Source organism: Actinomycetospora endophytica (genome assembly GCF_021026375.1).
GTDB classification, from domain to species: domain Bacteria; phylum Actinomycetota; class Actinomycetes; order Mycobacteriales; family Pseudonocardiaceae; genus Actinomycetospora; species Actinomycetospora endophytica.
Window position 1 is genome coordinate 164646 of the sequence record NZ_JAJNDB010000009.1, and the last position, 20084, is coordinate 184729.

The following is a 20084-nucleotide window of genomic DNA, read 5'->3' on the forward strand; positions in this document are numbered from 1 at the left end:
CGGAGGTCATCTTGGCGATCCCGCAGTCCGGCATCCTCGCTCTCGGCACCTCTGCGCACGCCTACCTGGAGTTCGACCGGGTGCCCGGCACCACCGACGCCGACCTCGTCACGGCCGCCGCCACCCTCGGCGCGACGGTCAAGACGACCGGCGCCGCGAGCCTCGTCGTCGGGATCCGCCCGGAGCTCTGGCGCGCCGTCGCGCCGGGGTCGGCGCCCGACGGCGTCCACGGGTTCGACGACCCGGTGGCCGGCCCGGACGGGTTCACCATGCCCGCCACGCAGCACGACGTGGCGCTGTGGGCGGCCGCGGGCGACCGGTCCGTCGTGTTCGACACCGCCGCGCACGCGGTGTCCGCGCTGGGCCACGTGGCGGTGCTCGCCGACGAGACCATCGGGTGGTCGCACCACCACGACCGCGACCTCACCGGCTTCGAGGACGGCACCGAGAACCCGCCGGCGGCCACCGCGCCCGGGGTTGTGACGCGGCCCGAGGGTGCCTCGGGAGCGGGCGGCTCGGTGTGGTTGCTGCAGCGCTGGGAGCACGAGGCGTCCGACTGGTTCGCGCTGAAGCAGGAGGCCCAGGAGGCGGTGATCGGGCGGACGAAGCCGGACAGCGTCGAGCTCGACCCGAAGCCCGCCGACGCGCACGCCGCCCGCACCGACCAGGACACCTACGGCCACATCTTCCGGCGCAACACCGCCTACGGCACCACGGGCAGCCACGGGACGATGTTCGTCGGGTTCTGCGCGGAGCAGGGGCCCCTGGCCACGATGCTCGACGCGATGGCGGGCAAGGACGGCCCCCGGGACGCCCTCACCCGCTACACCCGGCCGCTGACGGGCGCGTACTACGTCGTGCCGCCGGCGGACGCCCTGGCGCGCCTGGCCCCGGCCGACGCCGACGCCTGACGGCGCTCGAGGAGCTCGTCGACGCCGATCAGCCCGAGCAGTCGCCCGTCCTCGGCCACCGGCGCGATCGTGACACCGGCGGCGGCCAGCCGGTCCCGCACGACGACGAGGGTGTCGTGCGGGCCGACGACGACGGGGTCGGTGACGACGTGCGCCATCCAGCCCACCGGGTCCCGGCGCAGGGCGCCGCGGCCGACGACGCCGACCAGCCGCTCGCCGTCGAGCACCGGGAAGAGCCGTTGCCGTTCGGGCAGGTCGGGGGCCGGTTCGCCGACCTTCACGACGGCGGGTGCGGGGTCCATGACCTCGTCGGCGAACCCGTACTCGAGCGGGTCCACGGTGTACTCCCGCGAGAGGTGCCTGCCCCGGCGCGCGATCTTCTCGGTGAGCACCGAGCGGCCCAGGATCAGCACCGACACCCCGTAGGCCGCGGCGGACGCGATCAGCAGCGGCAGCAGCGCGGGCCAGGCGTGGGTCAGCTCGAGCGAGAACACCACCCCGGTCAGCGGGGAACGCATCACGCCGCCGACGGTCGCGGCCAGGCCGACGAGCGCCCAGAACCCCGGACCCGCGCTCGGCAGCACGAACCCCTCGAGCGCCCCGAGCGCGGCGCCGATCATGAACGTCGGCGCGAGCACGCCGCCGGAGGTCCCCGAGCCCAGTGAGAGACCCCAGATCAGGCTCTTCACGACGAGGATCCCGACGACGAGCGAGAGCGCCGCCTTCCCGGAGAGCAGGTCGCCGATCACGTCGTAGCCCACGCCGAGGGCACGCGGCACGATGAGCCCGCCGACCCCGATGATCAGCCCGCCGATCGCCGGCCACCACATCCAGTGGATGCGCCGCCCGAAGTGCAGGAAGCCGTCCTCGGAGGCGTACACGAGTGCGGTGACGGCCACCGCGAGCAGCCCGCCGAGCGCACCCGCGACCACGCAGAGCACGTCGGCTCCGGCGGTGATGTGCCAGGTGGCGGTGTCCAGCGGGAAGATCGGCGCGTAGCCGAGCATGGGGCCGCGCAGGATGGTCGAGACGACGACAGCGGCGACCACGGGCAGGAAGCTGCGCGGGCGCCACTCGAAGAGCAGCAGCTCCACCGCGAGCAGGACCGAGGCGAGCGGGGCGTTGAACACCGCCGCCATGCCGGAGGCCGCGCCGGCGACCATGAGGACGCGGCGTTCGTCGTCGGTGACCGCGAGGCGCTGCGCGACGATCGAGCCGATCGCGCCGCCGGTCATGATGATCGGGCCCTCGGCGCCGAACGGGCCGCCGGTGCCGATGCTGATGGCCGCGGAGGTCGGCTTGAGCACCGCGACCTTCGGCTCGACGACCGCGCGGCGGAACAGCACCCCCTCGATCGCCTCGGGCATCCCGTGCCCGCGGATCTTCTCCGAGCCGTAGCGGGCCATCAGCCCGACGACGACGCCGCCGAGCACCGGCGCGCCGAGGATCACCCACCACGGCGCGCCGACGGCGCCGGGATTGACCGTGTCGGTGGCGATCCGGCCGGCGAACAGGACGTTCGTGATGAGCCCGATCAGGCGCAGCAGGACCCAGGCGGCGCCCGCGCCGAGCGCACCCACCGGGAGCGCCCAGGCGACGATCACGAGCACCCGCGGCGAGACCGTGAAGTCGCGCAGCGGGCCGGGCCGGCGACGGGGGCCCTCGGTGTCGGAGGCGAAGTCGAACGCGGGGTCGGCGCTCGGGCGGGTGTCGGGGTCGCTCGTGGTGGTCACAGCGCGGTCAGCTCCAGGGGGCCGGCGCCGAAATCGGATCCGGCGGCGTCTCGCAGGGTGTGCAGGGCGCTCGTCAGCGCGGGGCGCTCGTTCGTGGGGACGCGGGTGACGACGGTGCGCAACGCCTCCCGCCGCCGGCGCAGCACCCCGTGGACGACCTCGGTGCCACGCGGCGTGGGCTCGAGCAGCACGACGCTGCGGTTGGCCGGGTCCCGACGACGGGTCAGGTGGCCGGAGGCCTCGAGGGAGTCGCCGAGCCGGGTGACCGACGAGGCGGCGGTACCGAGCCGGGCGGCGGCGACGTTGCCGGGGGACGGACCGAGCTCGTCGAGCGCGAGCAACAGCCGGAAGCCCGGCAGCGTGACCACGCCCCCGAGCTCCTCCATCGCGCCGGTCGCGACCCCGACGAGCACGCGGGTGGCCGTCATGAGTGCTTCGACGGCGTCGTCGTCATCGTTCACATACGCAAGCGTTGCACTACGCAAGTGTTCTGGTCAGCCGCTGCGTGGTCCCGGCCACGGTGGCGCACGTCATACTGCGCCGGTGGGATCTCCGACTCGCGCGGCGCTGATCGGCGCGGCGATCGCGGGCGGCTTCGGCGGACTGTGGGCGGTGTGGGCCGCGAGCGGGCTGGACGGGACCGCGCACGGGGTGCTCGTGGCGCTCGGGATCGTGCTCGGGCTGGCCGTGGTGGTGCCCGCGGTCGTGCTGGCCCGGCGAGCACCGTCGGGCGACCGCGGGGACGGCTCGCTGTTCACCAGCCGGGCCTACCGGGTGATCGTCGCGGCCGAGGTGGTCGCGATCGTCGTCGGGAACGTCCTGCTGGGCCGGTTCGGGCTCGGTGCCTTCGTGATCGCGTGGACCGCGTTCGTCGTGGGCGTGCACTTCCTCGCGTTCGGCCGGGCGTTCGCCCAGGTGTTCACGACGATCGGCGTGTTCATGATCGCCGGCGCGGGGCTGGGGCTGATCGTCGGGCTGGTGGGGCTCGGGGACGCTCGAATCCTGCTGGTGACCGGGATCGTCAGCGCGGTGGTGCTGCTCGGGGCGGGGGCGCGGACGGTGCTGGCAGCGCACCTCGTCTGGCCGTGAACGATCGTTCCGGGCAGACTCCGCGCCATGAGCACCGGAGCGCAGGGATCCCTCGACTTCGGCGACCTCGTCGTCGTCGTGACCGGAGCCGGCCGGGGCCTCGGCCGCCGCTACGCGCTGGACCTCGCCGCGCGCGGTGCCCGGGTGGTGGTGTGCGCCCGGCACGGGGAGACCGCGTCGGCGGTCGTCGCCGAAGCCCGTGCGGCCGGTGGTGACGCGGTCGCCTGCGTCGCCGACGCCCGCGACGGCCAGGCCCCCGTCACGACCGCGCTGGAGGCCTTCGGGCGGGTCGACGGGATGATCGTCAACGCCGGTCAGACGCGGGACCGCTCCTTCGGCCGGATGACCGACGAGGAGTGGTCCGACGTGCTCGGGGTGCACCTCGACGGGGCGCGGGCGGTGACCGCGGCGGCGTGGTCGGCGATGCGCGCCCAGGGCGCCGGGCGGATCCTGCTCACCGGCTCGGGCGCGGGCTTCTTCGGCAACCGCGGGCAGGCCAACTACGCCGCGGCGAAGGCGGGTGTCGTCGGGCTCGGGCTGACCCTCGCGGCGGAGGGGGCGCCCTACGGGATCGGCGCCAACGTCGTCGCCCCGATGGCGATGACCGACATGACCGAGAACGTCCTCGACGACGCCCAGGGCGAGGTCCTCACCGCGGAGCGGGTGTCACCGGTCGTTCTCGCCCTCGTCCACCCGTCCTGCCCGGTGTCGGGTCAGGTCCTCGAGGCCGGCGGGGGATGGGTCGGCGCGCTGCGCTGGGAGCGGTCCGAGGGCGTCCGGGTCGCGGGGGAGCGGCCCGCCCCGGAGGACTTCGCCGGCAGCTGGGAGAAGATCCTGCACTTCGGCGCCGACTCGGTGCGCCCGACCTGCATCGCGGACTCGGTGGAGGCGGGCATGGGTGCGTAGCTGCGCTTCGCGCTCGTGAGCACTCAGTGACGCCCTGGCGTCAATGAGTGCTCACAGGCGCGGCAGCGCACCTATGACGTCCCCGTCAGCACCGGGCGCCCGACCCCCTCGGACTGCAGCTTCGAGCAGTCGCCCGGCACCGGCACCGGGAGCGGTTTCGTGCCCAGGGCCCGCAGCGTCAGCCCGATCGTCAGACCCGCCGTCGGGAGCTGGCCGTGGCTGATCAGGATGCCGTCGCAGACCGACTGGAGCCGGATCGAGCGCACGCCGGGCAGGGCGGCCGACTGCGGCGGCGTGACCGTCTCGTCCTGGTCGGTCCACAGTGAGAGCCACGGGATGTCCGGGCGCGGGCCCGCGTCGAGCCGGCTGAGCAGGGAGCTGCCCGGCGCGAGCTCCTGGCAGGCCCGCGGACACGCCCCCGGCACCAGTGCGCCGCCGGCCGCGGCGATGTCGGCGCCCTGCAGCGGCGAGCCCATGGTCACGAGGCGGCGGATGGCCGGCGCGGTCGTCCCGGTCTGCAGGTAGAGCCAGGACGCGACCCCGCCGGCCGAGTAGCCGATGAGGTCGACGCTGCGGGCGCCGTCGTGGCGGATGAGGGCGCGCACGGCGTCGTCGATCGCCGCGGCCTGGCCGGAGAAGTCCCCGGTGCCGCCGTCGGGGAGCTCGACGACGGTCGCCGGGCGCCCGATGACCCGCAGCCGCAGCGCGAGCGCCTGCAGCGCGTCGGTGCTGCCCCCGAACCCGGGGACCAGCACGACGGGGCCCATGTCGGCCGGGTCGGCCTTCGGCGGCACCGCGTACTCGCGGGCCACCGACACCCCGACGAGCACCGCGACGGCGAGTACCACACCGGTCACGACCAGCACGAACAGCCGACGGCGGGGGGCGAGACCGCCGAGCGGGGCGCGGTCGGGCCAACGGGTCACGACCCCAGTGTGCCCGCGCGCCGTTCGGACAGGCGTTAGCGTGCGCGGCGTGATCGACCCCCACACAGTGACCCGCCTCGCCCGCCGCCTCGAACCGCTGCACTCGATGATCTACTTCGCGCCCGAGGTGGGCTCCGAGCTCGGCGAGCTCGGCATCACCCACCCCCGCGCGCAGTACTTCGCCCAGCGCTCGGCGGCGATGGGTGCCGTCGGGGCCGGGGTCGTGGCCGCGACCTACTTCAACTTCAACCCCGCCCTGATCGCGCGCTTCGTGCCCGGCATCTGGGCGACCGCCTCGCCCGCGGACGTGCTCAACGCCCGGCTCCGGGCCGCCGACGGGGCGCTGCGCCGGCTGCTCGGCGACGCGGTGTCCTCCCGCGAGGCCGAGCGGGCGTCCGTCCTGACCCGCCGCGCCACCGAGGCCTGCCGCCCGGAGGACCGGACCCTCTATGCCGCGCACGCCGATCTGCCGTGGCCCGACGAGCCGCACCTGGTGCTCTGGCACGCGATCACCCTGCTGCGCGAGTACCGCGGCGACGCCCACCTGCACGCCCTGCTCGGCGGCGACCTGACGGGCCTCGAGGCGCTGATCATGCACACCGCGACGGGGAAGGGGTTCCTCCCCGAGGTGGCCCAGGCGACCCGCGGCTGGTCGGCCGAGCAGTGGGGCGAGGCGTCCGCCGGGCTGCGCGAGCGGGGTCTCATCGACGACGACGGGTGGCTCACCGAGGCGGGCACGACCTTCCGCGACGGCATCGAGGCCGAGACCTCACGTCTCTCGACGGCGCCGTACGAGTCGCTGGGTACCGACGCGGCCGAGCTCGGTGAGCTGGCCGGCGGGCTCACGCGCACGGTCCTCGCGGCCGGCGCGTTCCCGGACGGCATCTTCTCGCCCGGTTCGGACCGGTCGGCGGCGTCGACCCCGTAGCTGGCGGTCGCCGAGTGGACCTCTGGGACTGTCCGTGCAGCTCCGGGCGTCCACTCGACCGGTCCCGGGTGCGCCAGAGGTATGGCGCAACCGAGTCACGGTGACTCGGTTGCTCCGGGACCTTTCGCTGTCCAGGTCGGACCGTTGCCCTGGCGACGAGGGAGTCACTGCACGGCGATCGGATCTCCGTCGAGCCGCGCAGCGACTCCTTGATCTTCGAGGGAACCGGGCGCCGGCATCACGGCAGCCGCTGCGCCTCGCCGGAGGCGTCCACCCCCTTGTGCCCGGCCCGCTTCGCGAGCCAGATGCCGCCGCCGATCACGAGCGCACCCGCGATCAGCCAGCCCAGCGCCCCGAGCAGCCAGTGCACCAGCGGGAGCACCACCCCCCCGAGCACCACGAGAGCGCCGATTCCGACCAGGACCCACACCACGATCTTCATGACGTCGAGCCTGCCCGCGCTGCCGACCCGCGACATCGGGGTGCACCCTGAACTCCCAGTCAGGGGGTGCCCATGAAGATCACCGTCGTCGGGGCCGGGATCGTCGGCCTCGCGACGGCGGACGCGCTCGTCCGCCGCGGCCACCAGGTGACCGTCCTCGAGGCCGACCGACCCATGGGGGCACGCAGCGCGGGAGCGTCCCGGGTCTTCCGGCTGGCCCACGCCGAGCCCGCCCTGGTCGAGGCGGCCCACAAAGCACAAGAGCTCTGGGAGCAGTACTCGACCCGCGCTGGGCGCCCGCTCATCGGCCCCGAGGGCACCGTCGTCTCCGGCCCGAGAGCGCACGACTGGGCACGAGCCATGGCCGAGGCCGGCGCGGAGCACACCCTCGGCGACGCGCCGCCGGAGCTCCTCGGGCACGCCCACGGCCCGGTGCTCACCGACCCGCACGGCGGCGCGCTCGACCTCGCCGGTGCCGGCCGTCTGCTCGTCGACGCCCACAAGTCGATCATGCGGCCCGGCCGGGTGGTCGACCTCGACGAGCTGGTCGGCGACGCGATCGTCGTGACGGCCGGCGCGGGCACCGCGGAGCTGGTGGCGCCGCTCGGCATCGAGGTGCCGCGCGAGCTCTGCCACCACGTGCGCTTCTCGTTCCGCCCGGCCGTGCCCATCACGGCGATCCCGCCGACGCACCTCGACGGCACCCCCGGCCCCGAGCTCGCCTCCACGTACCAGCACCGCACCCCCGAGGGACACTGGGCGATCGGCGGCCACCTGCCGGACCAGCTCACCAGCGTCGACCACACCGCCGACGAGGTCCGCCGCCGCTCCTACGAGGCGATCACCGCCCACGTCGTCGCGCGCATCCCGGAGCTCGAGCCGGAACCGGTCGGTGAGCTGCACTGCCTCCCGACCGCGGGTGGCGCTGACGGGGTCCACACGGCCCGCGTCGGGAACGTCCACGTGCTCTGGGGCGAGAACCTCGCCAAGCTCGCGCCGCTGCTCGGGGAGAACCTGGCGGACGCGGTCGAGTCCGACGGCGTGGCGCACGCCATCGGGACGCCTCCGGACCTGGCGGATCACGGTCGGTAACCTGGGAGGGACCGCACTCCCTTCACCCAGGAAGTCTCCCTCGTGACCACGACCGCATTCGAGCGGCCCGCGTCCGATCCCGGTCTGCGCACGGACCTGCGCAACATCGCGATCGTCGCCCACGTCGACCACGGCAAGACCACCCTCGTCGACGCCATGCTCCGTCAGTCCGGAGCCTTCTCCGCGCGCGCCGAGCTCGTCGACCGGGTCATGGACTCGGGCGACCTGGAGCGCGAGAAGGGCATCACGATCCTCGCGAAGAACACCGCCGTGCAGCGCGACGGTGTCACCTTCAACATCATCGACACCCCCGGCCACGCCGACTTCGGCGGCGAGGTCGAGCGCGGGCTCTCGATGGTGGACGGCGTCGTGCTGCTCGTGGACGCCTCCGAGGGCCCGCTGCCGCAGACGCGGTTCGTGCTGCGGAAGGCCCTCGCGGCCCGGCTGCCGGTCATCCTCGTGGTCAACAAGACCGACCGTGCCGACGCCCGGTGCGGGGAGGTCGTGGACGAGTCGCTGGAGCTGCTGCTCGAGCTCGCGACCGACCTCGGGATGGACGACGACGTCGTCGCGCAGCTGTTGGAGCTCCCGGTCGTCTACGCGTCCGCGCGTGCCGGAAAGGCCTCCCTGGAGCGGCCCACCGACGGCGAGGTGCCCGACTCCGAGGACCTCGAGCCGCTGTTCGAGCTGCTGCTCTCCGAGGTCCCGGCCCCGGCGGACGACCCGAACGGCCCGCTGCAGGCCCACGTCACCAACCTCGACGCGTCGGCCTACCTCGGCCGCATCGCGCTCTGCCGCGTGCGCTCCGGGCGGATCCGCCGCGGCCAGCAGGTCGGCTGGTGCCGCGACGACGGCAGCGTCACCCGCGTCAAGATCACCGAGCTGCTGCGCACCGAGGCGCTCGACCGGGTGCCCACCGACTACGCCGACGCCGGGGACATCGTCGCCGTCGCCGGGATCGCCGAGGTGACCATCGGCGACACCCTGGCCGACCCGGAGGACCCGCACCCGCTGCCGCGGATCACCGTCGACGAGCCGGCGATCGCGATGACGATCGGCATCAACACCTCGCCGCTGGCCGGCCGCGACCCGAAGCCGGGCACGAAGCTCACCGCCCGCCTGGTGAAGAACCGGCTCGACGCCGAGCTGGTCGGCAACGTGTCGATGCGCGTGCTGCCCACCGAGCGGCCCGACTCCTGGGAGGTCCAGGGCCGCGGCGAGCTGGCGCTGGCCATCCTCGTCGAGCAGATGCGCCGTGAGGGCTTCGAGCTGACCGTCGGCAAGCCGGAGGTCGTCACGAAGACGGTCGACGGCAAGCTGCACGAGCCGTTCGAGCGGCTCTCGGTCGATGTGCCCGACGAGTACCTGGGCGCGGTCACGCAGCTCCTCGCCTCCCGCAAGGGCGAGATGCTCGAGATGGCCCACTCCGCCTCGGGCCACGTCCGCATGGAGTTCCGGGTGCCCTCGCGCGGCCTCATCGGTTTCCGGACCGAGTTCCTCACCGAGACCCGCGGCACCGGCATCGCCAACCAGCTCTTCGACGGCTACGGCCCGTGGGTGGGGGAGCTGCGCGCCCGGATCTCCGGCTCGCTGATCGCCGACCGCGGCGGCGCGGTGACCGGCCACGCCGTCGGGCTGCTGGCCGACCGCGGCGACCTCTTCGTCGGGCCGACCACCCAGGTGTACACCGGCATGGTCATCGGGGAGAACTCGCGCTCCGAGGACATGGAGGTCAACATCGTCCGCGAGAAGAAGTTGACCAACATGCGCCAGTCCAGCCAGGACGTCCTCGAGCGGCTCACCCCACCGCGGATCCTGTCCCTCGAGCAGGCCCTGGAGTTCTGTTCCGAGGACGAGTGCGTCGAGGTCACCCCGGCCGCGGTGCGCATCCGCAAGGTCGAGCTCGACTCGCACCTGCGCAACCGGCAGCGCGCCCGCGCCAAGCAGGGCCGCGCGTAGGGGTGATCGACCCCGGTCTGCTCGTCAGCGACCCGTTCGTCACCCCCATCGGGGTGCCGGAGAAGGTGTTCGGGGTCGGCCCGATCGAGATCGTCGGGGCCGGGGCGCGGTCCCGGATGACGACCGCCGGGTGGATGCACGGCGAGGACGGGCGCCCGACCCCCGGGCCGCTGGGGCTGCTGGTCGACGACGTCGTCGGGCAGGCCACGCTGTGCGCCTGCCCGGCGGGCCGCTGGCCGGTCACTACGGAGCTCTCCATCGACGTCGTCGCGCCGATGCCCGGCCCGGGGACCGAGCTCGAGGTGTCCAGCACGTTGGCGGCGGCGGACCCGACGACCGGCACCGGGCGGGGCGAGGTGTGGACCGCGGGCGGCCTGCTCGCCCTGGGCACCGTCTGGACGCGGAACACCCCCGCCACGCCCGGGCCGGCCGCGGTCGAGCCCGACGCGGACGACGCCCTCGAGCACGCCCGGGCCTCGACGACGGTCCGGGCGCTCCTCGACGCCTCGCTGAGCCACGAGGACGGCCGGACGACGATGGCCCTGCCGCCCGGACCCGTCGTCGCCAACGCGACGGGCAACGGGCACGGCGGGGTGCTGGCGTGCGCCGCCGAGGTCACCGCCGCGGCGGCCGTCCACGGCCCGGAGCACCCGCTGGTCACCAGCGGGCTGCGGGTCACCTTCCTGCGCCCGGCCGTGCTCGACGGCGGCCTCACGTTCACCGCCGACGTCGTTCACCGAGGCCGGGCGCTCTCGCTGGTCCACGTCACCGTGTGGCGGGCGGACGGGCGGCGGTGTGCGACCGCCTCGGTGATCGGGCGCGCAGCTCCCTGAGTCCGGCCTCGGTTCTGGGCCAATAAACCTAAGGGGTTTAGTATCCCCTGGTCACCGGCGCCGGAGGAAGGAACACCCATGGGTCGTCTCGAGGGCAAGGTCGCTTTCATCACGGGCGCGGCGAGGGGTCAGGGCCGCTCGCACGCGGTGCGGATGGCCGAGGAGGGCGCCTCGATCATCGCCCTCGACATCTGCGACCAGATCCCCTCGGTCTTCTACCCGATGGCGACCAAGGCCGACCTCGACGAGACCGTCGCGCAGGTCGAGGCCGTGGGCGGGCGGATCGTCGCGTCCGTGGCCGACGTCCGGGACAAGGCCTCGATCCAGTCCGCCTACGACACCGGGATCGCCGAGTTCGGGCACGTCGACACCGTGCTGCCGAACGCCGGGATCATGCCGGTGATCAACGAGGGTGAGCAGGAGCAGGCCTGGCACGACACCATCGCCACCGCGCTGACCGGCGTCTGGCAGACGATGGAGGTGGCGCTGCCGGGGATGATCGAGCGCGGCCGGGGCGGCTCGGTGCTGATCACCAGCTCCGCGGCGGGGCTCTCGAGCATCGGGCTCAACACCATCCCGGGCCAGGCCGCCTACGTCGCCGCCAAGCACGGCGTCGTCGGGCTCATGCGCCTGTACGCCTCGCAGCTGGCGAAGCACAGCATCCGGGTCAACACGATCCACCCGACCGGAGTGGCGACCCCGATGGTCATGAACGAGCCCTACGGCGTGTTCGTGCAGACCTACCCCGAGATCGCCGGCAGCCCGAACTACCAGAACCCGATGCCGGTCCCGCTGATCGAGCCGATCGACGTCAGCAACGCGATGGTCTACCTCGCGTCCGACGAGGCCCGCTACGTCACCGGCGTGACGTTCCCGGTCGACGCCGGCTACCTCAACCGCTGACCCCGGAGCCCCTCGCCCGGATCCAGGGCGAGGGGCGCCCGCCCGTCGTCGACCCCGGAGAGTGTCGGTGTGTCACGGCCGGGCGCGGACGACGACGGGCAGCGTGGCCAGCGCGTCGAGGGCCCGCATCTCGCGCTTGGCGGGGGAGCGGGCGAAGAACAGCAGGTCCAGCGGGTACCAGAGCCCGATCCACGCGATGACGGAGAAGACCCCGTTGCCGAGGAGGTCCTGGAGGAACTGCGGGACGTCGGGCTGGAGGAGCTCGGTCGAGAGCACCAGCCCGATGACGAAGAGCGCCAGGCCGCTGCGCAGCGCCCACAGGCCCTGCCGCCACTGGGCTCGGCTCTCCCGCTCGATGCGCTCGGTGCGGGCGGCGCACCAGCGGCGCAGGCCCGTCTCCAGGCGCCCGGGGAGCTCCGTGTCGTCGAGGGCGGCCGTGGGCAGCGTGAGGACAACCCGGCGGGACCGCCGCACGCGGGGCCGGCCGAGGAGCTCGCCGAGGATCTCGTCGACCCCGGGGGCCCCGCGGACCTTGACGCCGGCGGGGGCGTGCAGCGGGGCGAGGGGGTCGACGGCGAGCAGCTCGTCCGGGGAGCCCAGGTGGACGATGATCTCCTCGCGGGGCCGGGTGGACTCCGACGTGCCCACGGTGCTCCACGTGCTCATCCGGCCCACCTCCGGTCGGTCGTGAACGCCACGACGACGGAACGCTCGTGGCCGAGGGCGGCGAGCCGCTCGTGCAGGTCGCCGCGGACCTCGTCGCAGTCGGCGACGGTGTGCACCGCGGACCCGTCGTCGACGAGGTAGTCGATCTCCACGTCGATCCGGGCGCCCACCTGCGAGGCGCGCAGGAACGACTCGCGCATCCGGTAGCGGTCCCGGACCTCGTCGACCGCGCTCTGCAGCTCGCGCATCGTCTCCTCCGGCGGGGACATGGCGAGCAGCTCGCGCATCGCCCGCACCACGAGCCCGGCCGGCACGCGCAGGAACAGCAGCGACACCAGCACGACCATGCCGGGGTCGACGTAGGCGGCGAGGTCCGGCCGGCCGGCCGCGACGAGCCCGGCGGCGATCCCGAACCCGACGAGCACGCCGATCGAGAGCAGGGTGTCGCCCTGCCACTCGGCGGCCTCCGCCTTCACGAGCCCGCCGCGCCCACCCCGGCGGAGCACGAGGGTCACGACGACGCCGCCCGCCGTCGCGAGCACGGCGTACGCCAGCGCCCAGCCGGTGGCGACCTCGCGCCCGCCGGCCAGCAGGTCGGTGATGCCCCCGACGACGGCGTAGATCGACAGCGCCGCGAGTGCGAGCGCCTTGACCACCACGACGACGGGCTCCCACTCCTCCCGGCCCCAGGGGTGGGTGGCGTCCGGCCCGCGTCGGGAGACGTGCAGCGCCGCCACCGCGAGCAGCGAGAGCCCGATGGAGGCGAACGAGTACAGCCCGTCGTAGACGATCATCGAGGAGCCGGAGAGGGCCCCCCACACGCAGGAGACGACGGCGAATCCGGCGGACGCCCACACCGAGACGAGCAGGAGACGGCGATCACGTGACGTGTCCTCGATGCCCGGCACAGGAGTGATCGTGGCGCGTCGAGCCGCGAAGGTCGAGAGCGATCAATCCGTGACCAGCGTCGATATCGCATCGATGCGGGACGTCGGTCACCCTGGGTCGTCGACGGCGGGGGAAGGGACTCGGATGGACGTACAGCTGGATCTCGGCCTGGACGAGACGCGGATCATCGCCGCGTGGATGCTCGGGTCGTTCCTCGTGGTCTTCCTCGTCACGCGGGCGATCGTCCGGATGATCCGGGCCGGACGCGGGCCGTTCCGCAACCAGGCGATCGGCGGCGTGCACATCCACCACCTGGTGCACGGCATCGTGCTGATGCTCGTCGCGGGGGCGGGGGAGTTCCTCTACCGGCCCGACGGCGCGTGGGGGATCGTGCTCGCCGTCGCGTTCGGGGCCGGAGCGGCGCTGACGCTCGACGAGTTCGCGCTCTGGCTGCATCTCGACGACGTCTACTGGAGCGAGAAGGGCCGGCTCTCGGTCGACGCGGTGCTCGTGGTCGCCGCCGTCGGGGCGCTGCTCGTGCTCGGGGCGAACCCGTTCGGCGCGGCCAGCGAGGACAACGCGCCGACCGTGATCGCGGCCGCGGCGGTCACGCTCGCGTTCGCCGTGGTCGCGGCGCTGAAGGGGAGGCCGGCGCTGGCCGTCATCGGGGTGGTGTTCGTGCCGGCCGCCGTCGTCGGGGCGATCCGGCTCGCCCGTCCCGGGTCGCCGTGGGCGAAGCGGCGCTACCGGGAGGGCTCGAGCAAGGACGTCCGCGCCCGGGCGCGCTACCCGGAGGGCAGGCGCACCGGGTGGGACGCCGTGGTGGATGCGGTGGGTGGGGTACCTCGGTAGGTGGCCTTCGGCCTTGTGAGCACTAATTGACGCTATAGCGTCAATTTGTGCTCACAAGCGCGTCAGCGCACCTATGCCTCGGACTCCGCCCGGTCGTCCGTCGCCCACGCGGTGTGGAACGTCCCCGCCTTGTCGACGCGCCGGTAGGTATGGGCGCCGAAGAAGTCCCGCTGGCCCTGGACCAGCGCCGCCGGCAGGCGCTCCGCGCGGATCCCGTCGTAGTACGCGAGAGCCGAGGAGAACCCGGGCGTCGGGATGCCGAGCTGCGCCGAGGAGGCCACCACGCGGCGCCACGAGTCCTGCGCCCCGCCGAGTGCCTCGGCGAACGAGGTGTCGGTGAGCAGCGTCGTCAGGCCGGGCTCGCGGTCGTACGCCGCGGTGATCTCGTTGAGGAACTTCGCCCGGATGATGCAGCCGCCGCGCCAGATCTTCGCGACCTGGCCGAGGTCGATCGACCAGCCGTACTCGGTCGCCCCCGCCTGGATCTCGTTGAAGCCCTGCGCGTACGCGACGATCTTGGAGGCGTAGAGGGCCTGCTCGATGTCCTCGGCGAACCCCTCCGCGGCCGCGCCCTCGAGCTTCGCGCCCGAGACGCCCGGCAGGCCCTTCGCCGCGTCGCGCAGCGTCCGGTTGCCCGACAGCGAGCGGGCGAACGTGGCCTCGGCGATGCCGGTGACCGGGACGCCCAGGTCGAGCGCGGCCTGCACCGTCCAGCGGCCGGTGCCCTTCTGCTCGGCCTCGTCGGCGACGATGTCGACGAACGGCTTGCCGGTCGCCGCGTCGGTGTGCGCGAGCACCTGCGAGGTGATCTCGATGAGGTAGGAGTCGAGGCGACCCCGGTTCCACGTCGTGAAGACGTCGGCGATCGCCTTCGGGTCCATCCCGAGGCCGGAACGCAGCAGGTCGTAGGCCTCGGCGATGAGCTGCATGTCGGCGTACTCGATGCCGTTGTGGACCATCTTCACGAAGTGGCCCGCGCCGTCGGCGCCGATGTGGGTGCAGCAGGGCGTGCCGTCGACCTTCGCCGAGATGTCCTCGAGGAGCGGGCCCAGCGAGTCGTAGGCCTCCTTCGGGCCGCCCGGCATGATCGAGGGTCCGTTGAGGGCGCCCTCCTCGCCGCCCGAGACGCCCATCCCGACGAAGTTCAGCCCCATGTCCGAGAGGGCCTTCTCCCGACGGCGGGTGTCGGCGAAGTGCGCGTTGCCCGCGTCGATGATCACGTCGCCCTGATCGAGGAGCGGAGTGAACTCGTCGATCACCGCGTCGGTGGCCTTCCCGGCCGGGACCATGAGCACGATGCGGCGGGGGCGCTCCAGCGAGCGCACGAAGTCCTCGGCGGAGTAGGCGGGGACGAAGGTCCCCTCGTCGGAGAAGTGCTCGACCAGCTCCTTCGTCCGCTGGTCGGTCCGGTTGTGCACGGCGACGGTGTGTCCGTGCCGGGCGAGGTTGCGTGCGATGTTGCGGCCCATCGTGGCGAGGCCGCTGACGCCGATCTCCGCTGTCTGGCTCACGCCGCCCAGGATGCCCGACCCGAAGGCGTTGATGCGCACGGGTGAGTGACATTCCCGAGATCGGCTAACAGTTCGGCCACGCTGCGCGAGGAACCGTCCGAAGCGCCTCGGCCGTCCGGCCCAGCGCAGGTCACGGGGGGAACGAACAGACCATGACGGACCAGACGCCACGTGTCGTCGGGGGTCGCGCGCAGGTGCGCCGGGCCGCCGCCCGCGCCACCCGCCGGACCCGGTACCTGCTCGCCGCCCTGCTCGCCGTGGGCGTGACACTGGGGACCGTGCTGGTCGGCAACGCGGTGGGTTCGGCGGCGACGCCGGCGGCGCCCGCGCAGATCTGCGACCAGTTCGGATCCACCGGGGTCGCCGGCGGCAAGTACACCGTGCAGAACGACCGGTGGGGCGCCACCACGCAGCAGTGCATCACCCCGTTCGACACCGGCTTCAACGTCGACGTCGCGCAGCACGTGAACAACAAGGGCCCGGCCGGCTACCCGTCGATCCTGCGCGGCTGCAACTACGGCTACTGCACCGCCGGCTCGCCGTTCCCGGCGCAGGTCTCGTCGCTCGGCACGGTCCGCTCGAACTGGTCGACGCACGGCCCTACGGCCGGCGGGACGCAGCAGTACAACACCGCGTACGACATCTGGTTCGACCCGACGAAGACCAACAACGGCCGCAACACCGGCGCCGAGATGATGATCTGGCTCAACCGCACCTCGTGGGTCCAGCCGATCGGCAAGCCGTACTACGACGTGAACATCGGCGGCACCGTCTACACCGTCTGGTACGGCAAGACCGACCTGCCGGTCATCTCCTACGTGCGCAAGACCGCGACGACGTCGGTGACCAACCTGCCGATCGAACTCTTCACCCGCGACGCGATGCTGCGCGGCGTGGTCAGGTCGAACTGGTACCTGACGAGCGTGCAGGCCGGGTTCGAGCCGTGGACCGGCGGCACCGGGCTGCGCACCAACTCGTTCTCGGTGACCCGCAACGGCGCTTAGGGCTTCGCCCACGTGCGTGCGTTTCCGTGTCTGGACACGGAAACGCACGCACGTGCGCGTCAGCGCGAACCGCGCAAGCCCAGCGTCCCGATCCACTCCGAGAGCCCGTCCAGCGCCGCCTTCGCGCCCGCCTCGGTCTCCGGGGCGGCGTCGAAGACCCGCTCGGCCCCCTCGCCGGAGACGCGCTGCCCCGCGAACGGGATCGGCACCGAGCCGGCGACGACCATCCGCAGGCCGACCAGCACCGGGACCAGCGCCTCCGCCGCACGAGCGCCCGCGGCCACCCCGCCGTACCCGACCAGCGTGACCGGCTTGCCCGCCCACTCCTGGTTGAGGTGGTCGAGCGCGTTCTTGATCGCGGCGTTGTAGCTGTGGTTGTACTCGGGGTGGACGATCGCGTAGGCGTCCGCGCGGGCGATGGTCGCGCTGAAGGCCTTCGTCGAGTCCAGCGTGTACCGGCCGAAGCGGGGGTGCTCGGGCTCGGCGAACATCGGGAGGTCGACCTCGGCGAGGTCGATGATCTCGACGTCGAAGGCCTCGTGGTTCCGCGCGTAGTCGGCGAACCAGCGCGCGATCGGCTCGCCCACGCGCCCGGGCCGGGTGCTGGCGACGATCACCTGCAGCAGGGGGCGGCGGTCGGCGTCCGTCATGGGTCTCCTCGGGTCGGGACGGTTGTTGCCACAACCATCCTGCTCTCCTGTGGGCTCCGGCGCTGTTGGGGGCCGCGTTTAGGCTGGTACGCGTGGCCGACACGACACCACTGCTGACGCGATCCGACCTGCGCGGCGGCGTCCCCGGACCCGCCGAGCTGCGCGCGATGCTGCCGCGCGCGGAGATGAACGTCGACGCGGTCGTCGAGAAGGTCCGGCCGATCCTGGACGACGTCCGTGATCGCGGCGTCGACGCGGTGCTGGAGTACGGCGAGCGGTTCGACGGGGTCCGTTCCGAGTCGGTGAGGGTCCCGACGACGGCGTTGCACGAGGCTCTCGAGGGCGTCGACCCGCAGGTGCGTGCGGCGCTGGAGACCTCGATCGAACGGGCCCGCGCGGTGCACGCCGACCAGCGGCGCACCGACTCGACCACGCAGGTCGTCCCCGGCGGCACGGTGACCGAACGGTGGGTGCCGGTGTCGCGGGTCGGGCTCTACGCGCCGGGCGGGCTCGCGGTCTACCCGTCGAGCGTCGTCATGAACGTGGTGCCCGCGCAGGCGGCCGGGGTCGAGGGCCTCGTCGTCTGCTCGCCCCCGCAGCGCGAGTTCGGCGGGCGGCCGCACCCGCTCATCCTCGCCGCGGCCGCGCTGCTCGGCGTCGACGAGGTGTGGGCGGTCGGCGGGGCCCAGGCGGTCGCGCTGCTCGCCTACGGCGGCGTGGACACGGAAGCCGCCGACGGCGTTCTGCTGGAGCCGGTCGACATGGTCACCGGCCCCGGCAACGTCTACGTCACCGCCGCCAAGCGGACCCTGCGCGGGCGGATCGGCATCGACTCCGAGGCCGGCACCACCGAGATCGCGATCCTGGCCGACGCCACGGCCGACCCGATCCACGTGGCGGCCGACCTCATCAGCCAGGCGGAACACGACCCGGCGGCCGCCTCGGTGCTCGTCACCACCAGCCCCGAGCTCGCCGACGCGGTGGACGCCGAGCTCGTCACCCAGGTCGGCACCACGAAGCACGACGAGCGGATACGCACCGCGCTCTCCGGCCCGCAGTCCGGGACGATCCTGGTGGCCGATCTCGACGCCGGGGTCCGGGTGGTCGACGCGTACGCCGCCGAGCACCTCGAGATCCAGACGGCCGAGGCGAGCGCTGTCGCCGCGCGGGTCCGCAACGCCGGGGCGATCTTCGTGGGCCCGCACAGCCCGGTCTCGCTCGGCGACTACTGCGCCGGGTCGAACCACGTCCTGCCCACCGGCGGCTGTGCGCGGCACTCGAGCGGGCTGTCGGTGCAGACCTTCCTGCGCGGCATCCACGTCGTGGACTACTCGGCCGACGCGCTGCGCGAGGTGGCCGACCGGGTCGTCGCGCTCGCCGAGGCCGAGGACCTGCCGGCGCACGGTCAGGCGGTCGCCGCCCGGTTCGGCACCCGCCGCAGCTACCCGGGGACCGGGGCATGAGCGACATCATCGGCACTGCGGTGAGCCTGGACGACCTCCCGCTGCGCGAGGACCTGCGCGGGCGCAGCCCGTACGGCGCGCCACAGCTGCAGGTCCCGGTCGCGCTGAACACCAACGAGAACCCGTTCCCACCCCCGGCGGCGCTGGTCGACGACGTGGCCACGGCCACCCGCGAGGCCGCGGCGAGCCTGCACCGCTACCCCGACCGGGACCACGTCGCGCTGCGCACCGCGCTCGCGGAGTACCTGACGAGGGCCACCGGCGTGCCGCTGGCCACCGAGAACCTCTGGGCCGCGAACGGGTCGAACGAGGTGCTCCAGCAGCTCCTGCAGGCCTTCGGCGGGCCGGGGCGGCTGGCGCTGGGCTTCGAGCCGAGCTACTCGATGCACCCGATCCTCGCCGCCGGCACCCGAACCGACTGGCTGCCCGCGCCCCGTCGGGACGACTTCTCGCTCGACGCCGCCGCCGCGGTCGACGTCGTCCGGGAACGCCGTCCCGACCTGCTGTTCGTCACCACGCCGAACAACCCCACCGGCCAGTCGATCGACCTCGACGAGCTGGCGACCATCGCCGACGCCGCCCCCGGGATCGTCGTCGTCGACGAGGCCTACGTGGAGTTCTCGTCCGGTCCGAGCGCGTGCGAGCTGCTCGAGACCCACGGTCACAAGCTCGTGGTGAGCCGGACGATGTCCAAGGCGTTCGCGTTCGCCGGCGGTCGGCTGGGCTATCTGGCCGCCGCACCCGCCGTCGTCGACGCCCTGATGCTTGTCCGGCTGCCGTACCACCTCTCGGCGCTCACCCAGGCGGCCGCGCTTGCCGCGCTGCGCCACGCCGACGAGACGCTCGCGCTGGTCGACACGCTGTCCAAGGAGCGCGACCGCATCGCCGCCGGGCTGGACTCGATGGGCTACCGCGTCGTGCCGTCGACGGCGAACTTCCTGCTCTACGGCGGGTTCCCGAGACGGTTCGCCGACGCGCACGCCGCCTGGCAGGCCTACCTGGACGAGGGCGTGCTCATCCGCGACGTCGGGATTCCGGGGCACCTGCGGGTCACCGTCGGGACGCCGGAGGAGAACGACCGCTTCCTTGAGGTCAGCGCCGCCCTGCGCTGATTCACTCGGGCCAGGCCGCCGTGCGGCCGGTGATCAGGAGTACTCGGCGCAGCTCGGAGGCGCCTCGCGCATGCTTGGTGTGCCCTTCGTCGGAGTGGGGCGGAGAATTCGGCCCACCCCCATGATCAAGAGCACTCAGCGCACCCGGGAAGCGCCTCAGGCATGAGTGCTGTGCCCCTCGTCGTGGGCCGGTGAGCAGATCAACTCCCTCATCAT

At 73.3% G+C, this 20084-nt stretch carries 20 protein-coding genes; 12 read left to right on the forward strand and 8 right to left on the reverse strand.

Annotation, left to right across the window (positions count from 1 at the left end):
- Positions 1-11 precede the first annotated feature (11 nt).
- A complete protein-coding gene (locus LQ327_RS30645; protein ID WP_230740023.1) occupies positions 12-911 on the forward strand; it encodes a Dyp-type peroxidase in 900 nt (299 codons plus the stop codon).
- Here the strand turns inward: LQ327_RS30645 and LQ327_RS30650 are convergent.
- Both LQ327_RS30650 and LQ327_RS30655 read right to left on the reverse strand, forming a co-directional pair.
- Positions 851-2644 (reverse strand): chloride channel protein, encoded by a 1794-nt coding sequence (locus tag LQ327_RS30650; protein WP_230740024.1) that lies wholly within the window; start codon positions 2642-2644, stop codon positions 851-853. The two genes, LQ327_RS30645 and LQ327_RS30650, sit on opposite strands and share 61 nt — an antisense overlap.
- Positions 2641-3105: a MarR family winged helix-turn-helix transcriptional regulator gene (locus LQ327_RS30655; RefSeq protein WP_230740025.1), complete on the reverse strand. Its 465-nt coding sequence runs from the start codon at positions 3103-3105 to the stop codon at positions 2641-2643. Before LQ327_RS30655 ends, LQ327_RS30650 begins: the two co-directional genes overlap by 4 nt.
- A gap of 82 nt (positions 3106-3187) precedes the next feature.
- On the opposite strand from LQ327_RS30655, the gene LQ327_RS30660 reads away from it, so the two are divergent.
- Both LQ327_RS30660 and LQ327_RS30665 read left to right on the forward strand, forming a co-directional pair.
- Positions 3188-3733 carry a hypothetical protein gene (locus LQ327_RS30660; RefSeq protein ID WP_230740026.1) on the forward strand — a complete coding sequence of 182 codons (546 nt, stop codon included), beginning with the start codon at positions 3188-3190 and terminating at the stop codon, positions 3731-3733.
- Between the two features lie 27 nt (positions 3734-3760).
- Entirely contained in the window at positions 3761-4639 is an 879-nt protein-coding gene (locus LQ327_RS30665; protein WP_230740027.1) for an SDR family NAD(P)-dependent oxidoreductase, read from the forward strand.
- Between the two features lie 71 nt (positions 4640-4710).
- On the opposite strand, the gene LQ327_RS30670 is transcribed toward LQ327_RS30665, so the two are convergent.
- On the reverse strand, positions 4711-5565 hold the full coding sequence (locus LQ327_RS30670) for an esterase/lipase family protein (RefSeq protein ID WP_230740028.1): 855 nt from the start codon (positions 5563-5565) through the stop codon (positions 4711-4713).
- Positions 5566-5617: 52 nt separating this feature from the next.
- Here LQ327_RS30670 and LQ327_RS30675 point away from each other — a divergent pair, with 52 nt between their 5' ends.
- A complete protein-coding gene (locus LQ327_RS30675; RefSeq protein WP_230740225.1) occupies positions 5618-6493 on the forward strand; it encodes an SCO6745 family protein in 876 nt (291 codons plus the stop codon).
- Positions 6494-6731: 238 nt separating this feature from the next.
- On the opposite strand, the gene LQ327_RS30680 is transcribed toward LQ327_RS30675, so the two are convergent.
- The gene (locus tag LQ327_RS30680; RefSeq protein ID WP_230740029.1) at positions 6732-6971 is read right to left on the reverse strand and encodes a hypothetical protein; all 240 of its coding nucleotides are present in this window, start codon (positions 6969-6971) and stop codon (positions 6732-6734) included.
- A 36-nt stretch (positions 6972-7007) separates the two neighbouring features.
- Between LQ327_RS30680 and LQ327_RS30685 the strand changes: the two genes are divergently transcribed.
- The 4 genes from LQ327_RS30685 (at position 7008) to LQ327_RS30700 (ending at position 11722) form a co-directional block, all read left to right on the forward strand.
- Entirely contained in the window at positions 7008-8027 is a 1020-nt protein-coding gene (locus tag LQ327_RS30685; RefSeq protein ID WP_230740030.1) for an NAD(P)/FAD-dependent oxidoreductase, read from the forward strand.
- Positions 8028-8069: 42 nt separating this feature from the next.
- Positions 8070-9986, forward strand: a complete 1917-nt coding sequence (typA, locus tag LQ327_RS30690) for a translational GTPase TypA (protein ID WP_230740031.1) — start codon at positions 8070-8072, stop codon at positions 9984-9986.
- A gap of 2 nt (positions 9987-9988) precedes the next feature.
- The gene (locus tag LQ327_RS30695) at positions 9989-10819 is read left to right on the forward strand and encodes a PaaI family thioesterase (RefSeq protein ID WP_230740032.1); all 831 of its coding nucleotides are present in this window, start codon (positions 9989-9991) and stop codon (positions 10817-10819) included.
- A gap of 78 nt (positions 10820-10897) precedes the next feature.
- Entirely contained in the window at positions 10898-11722 is an 825-nt protein-coding gene (locus LQ327_RS30700) for a mycofactocin-coupled SDR family oxidoreductase (RefSeq protein WP_230740033.1), read from the forward strand.
- A 72-nt stretch (positions 11723-11794) separates the two neighbouring features.
- On the opposite strand, the gene LQ327_RS30705 is transcribed toward LQ327_RS30700, so the two are convergent.
- Positions 11795-12388, reverse strand: a complete 594-nt coding sequence (locus tag LQ327_RS30705; protein WP_230740034.1) for a hypothetical protein — start codon at positions 12386-12388, stop codon at positions 11795-11797.
- A complete protein-coding gene (locus tag LQ327_RS30710; protein ID WP_230740035.1) occupies positions 12385-13296 on the reverse strand; it encodes a cation diffusion facilitator family transporter in 912 nt (303 codons plus the stop codon). Before LQ327_RS30710 ends, LQ327_RS30705 begins: the two co-directional genes overlap by 4 nt.
- Positions 13297-13420: 124 nt before the next feature.
- Here LQ327_RS30710 and LQ327_RS30715 point away from each other — a divergent pair, with 124 nt between their 5' ends.
- Positions 13421-14128 carry a hypothetical protein gene (locus LQ327_RS30715; protein WP_230740036.1) on the forward strand — a complete coding sequence of 236 codons (708 nt, stop codon included), beginning with the start codon at positions 13421-13423 and terminating at the stop codon, positions 14126-14128.
- A 71-nt stretch (positions 14129-14199) separates the two neighbouring features.
- Here the strand turns inward: LQ327_RS30715 and gnd are convergent, their stop codons facing one another.
- The gene (gnd, locus tag LQ327_RS30720) at positions 14200-15639 is read right to left on the reverse strand and encodes an NADP-dependent phosphogluconate dehydrogenase (RefSeq protein ID WP_230740037.1); all 1440 of its coding nucleotides are present in this window, start codon (positions 15637-15639) and stop codon (positions 14200-14202) included.
- A gap of 152 nt (positions 15640-15791) precedes the next feature.
- Between gnd and LQ327_RS30725 the strand changes: the two genes are divergently transcribed.
- Positions 15792-16643, forward strand: a complete 852-nt coding sequence (locus tag LQ327_RS30725) for a GH12 family glycosyl hydrolase domain-containing protein (protein ID WP_230740038.1) — start codon at positions 15792-15794, stop codon at positions 16641-16643.
- A 59-nt stretch (positions 16644-16702) separates the two neighbouring features.
- On the opposite strand, the gene LQ327_RS30730 is transcribed toward LQ327_RS30725, so the two are convergent.
- A complete protein-coding gene (locus tag LQ327_RS30730) occupies positions 16703-17293 on the reverse strand; it encodes an NADPH-dependent FMN reductase (protein ID WP_230740039.1) in 591 nt (196 codons plus the stop codon).
- Between the two features lie 110 nt (positions 17294-17403).
- On the opposite strand from LQ327_RS30730, the gene hisD reads away from it, so the two are divergent.
- Together hisD and LQ327_RS30740 are read left to right on the forward strand one after the other, a co-directional pair.
- Complete coding sequence (hisD, locus tag LQ327_RS30735; protein WP_230740227.1) at positions 17404-18756, forward strand: histidinol dehydrogenase; 1353 nt, start codon at positions 17404-17406, stop codon at positions 18754-18756.
- Positions 18753-19868: a histidinol-phosphate transaminase gene (locus LQ327_RS30740; RefSeq protein WP_230740040.1), complete on the forward strand. Its 1116-nt coding sequence runs from the start codon at positions 18753-18755 to the stop codon at positions 19866-19868. Before hisD ends, LQ327_RS30740 begins: the two co-directional genes overlap by 4 nt.
- The last annotated feature ends 216 nt before the right edge of the window (positions 19869-20084 follow it).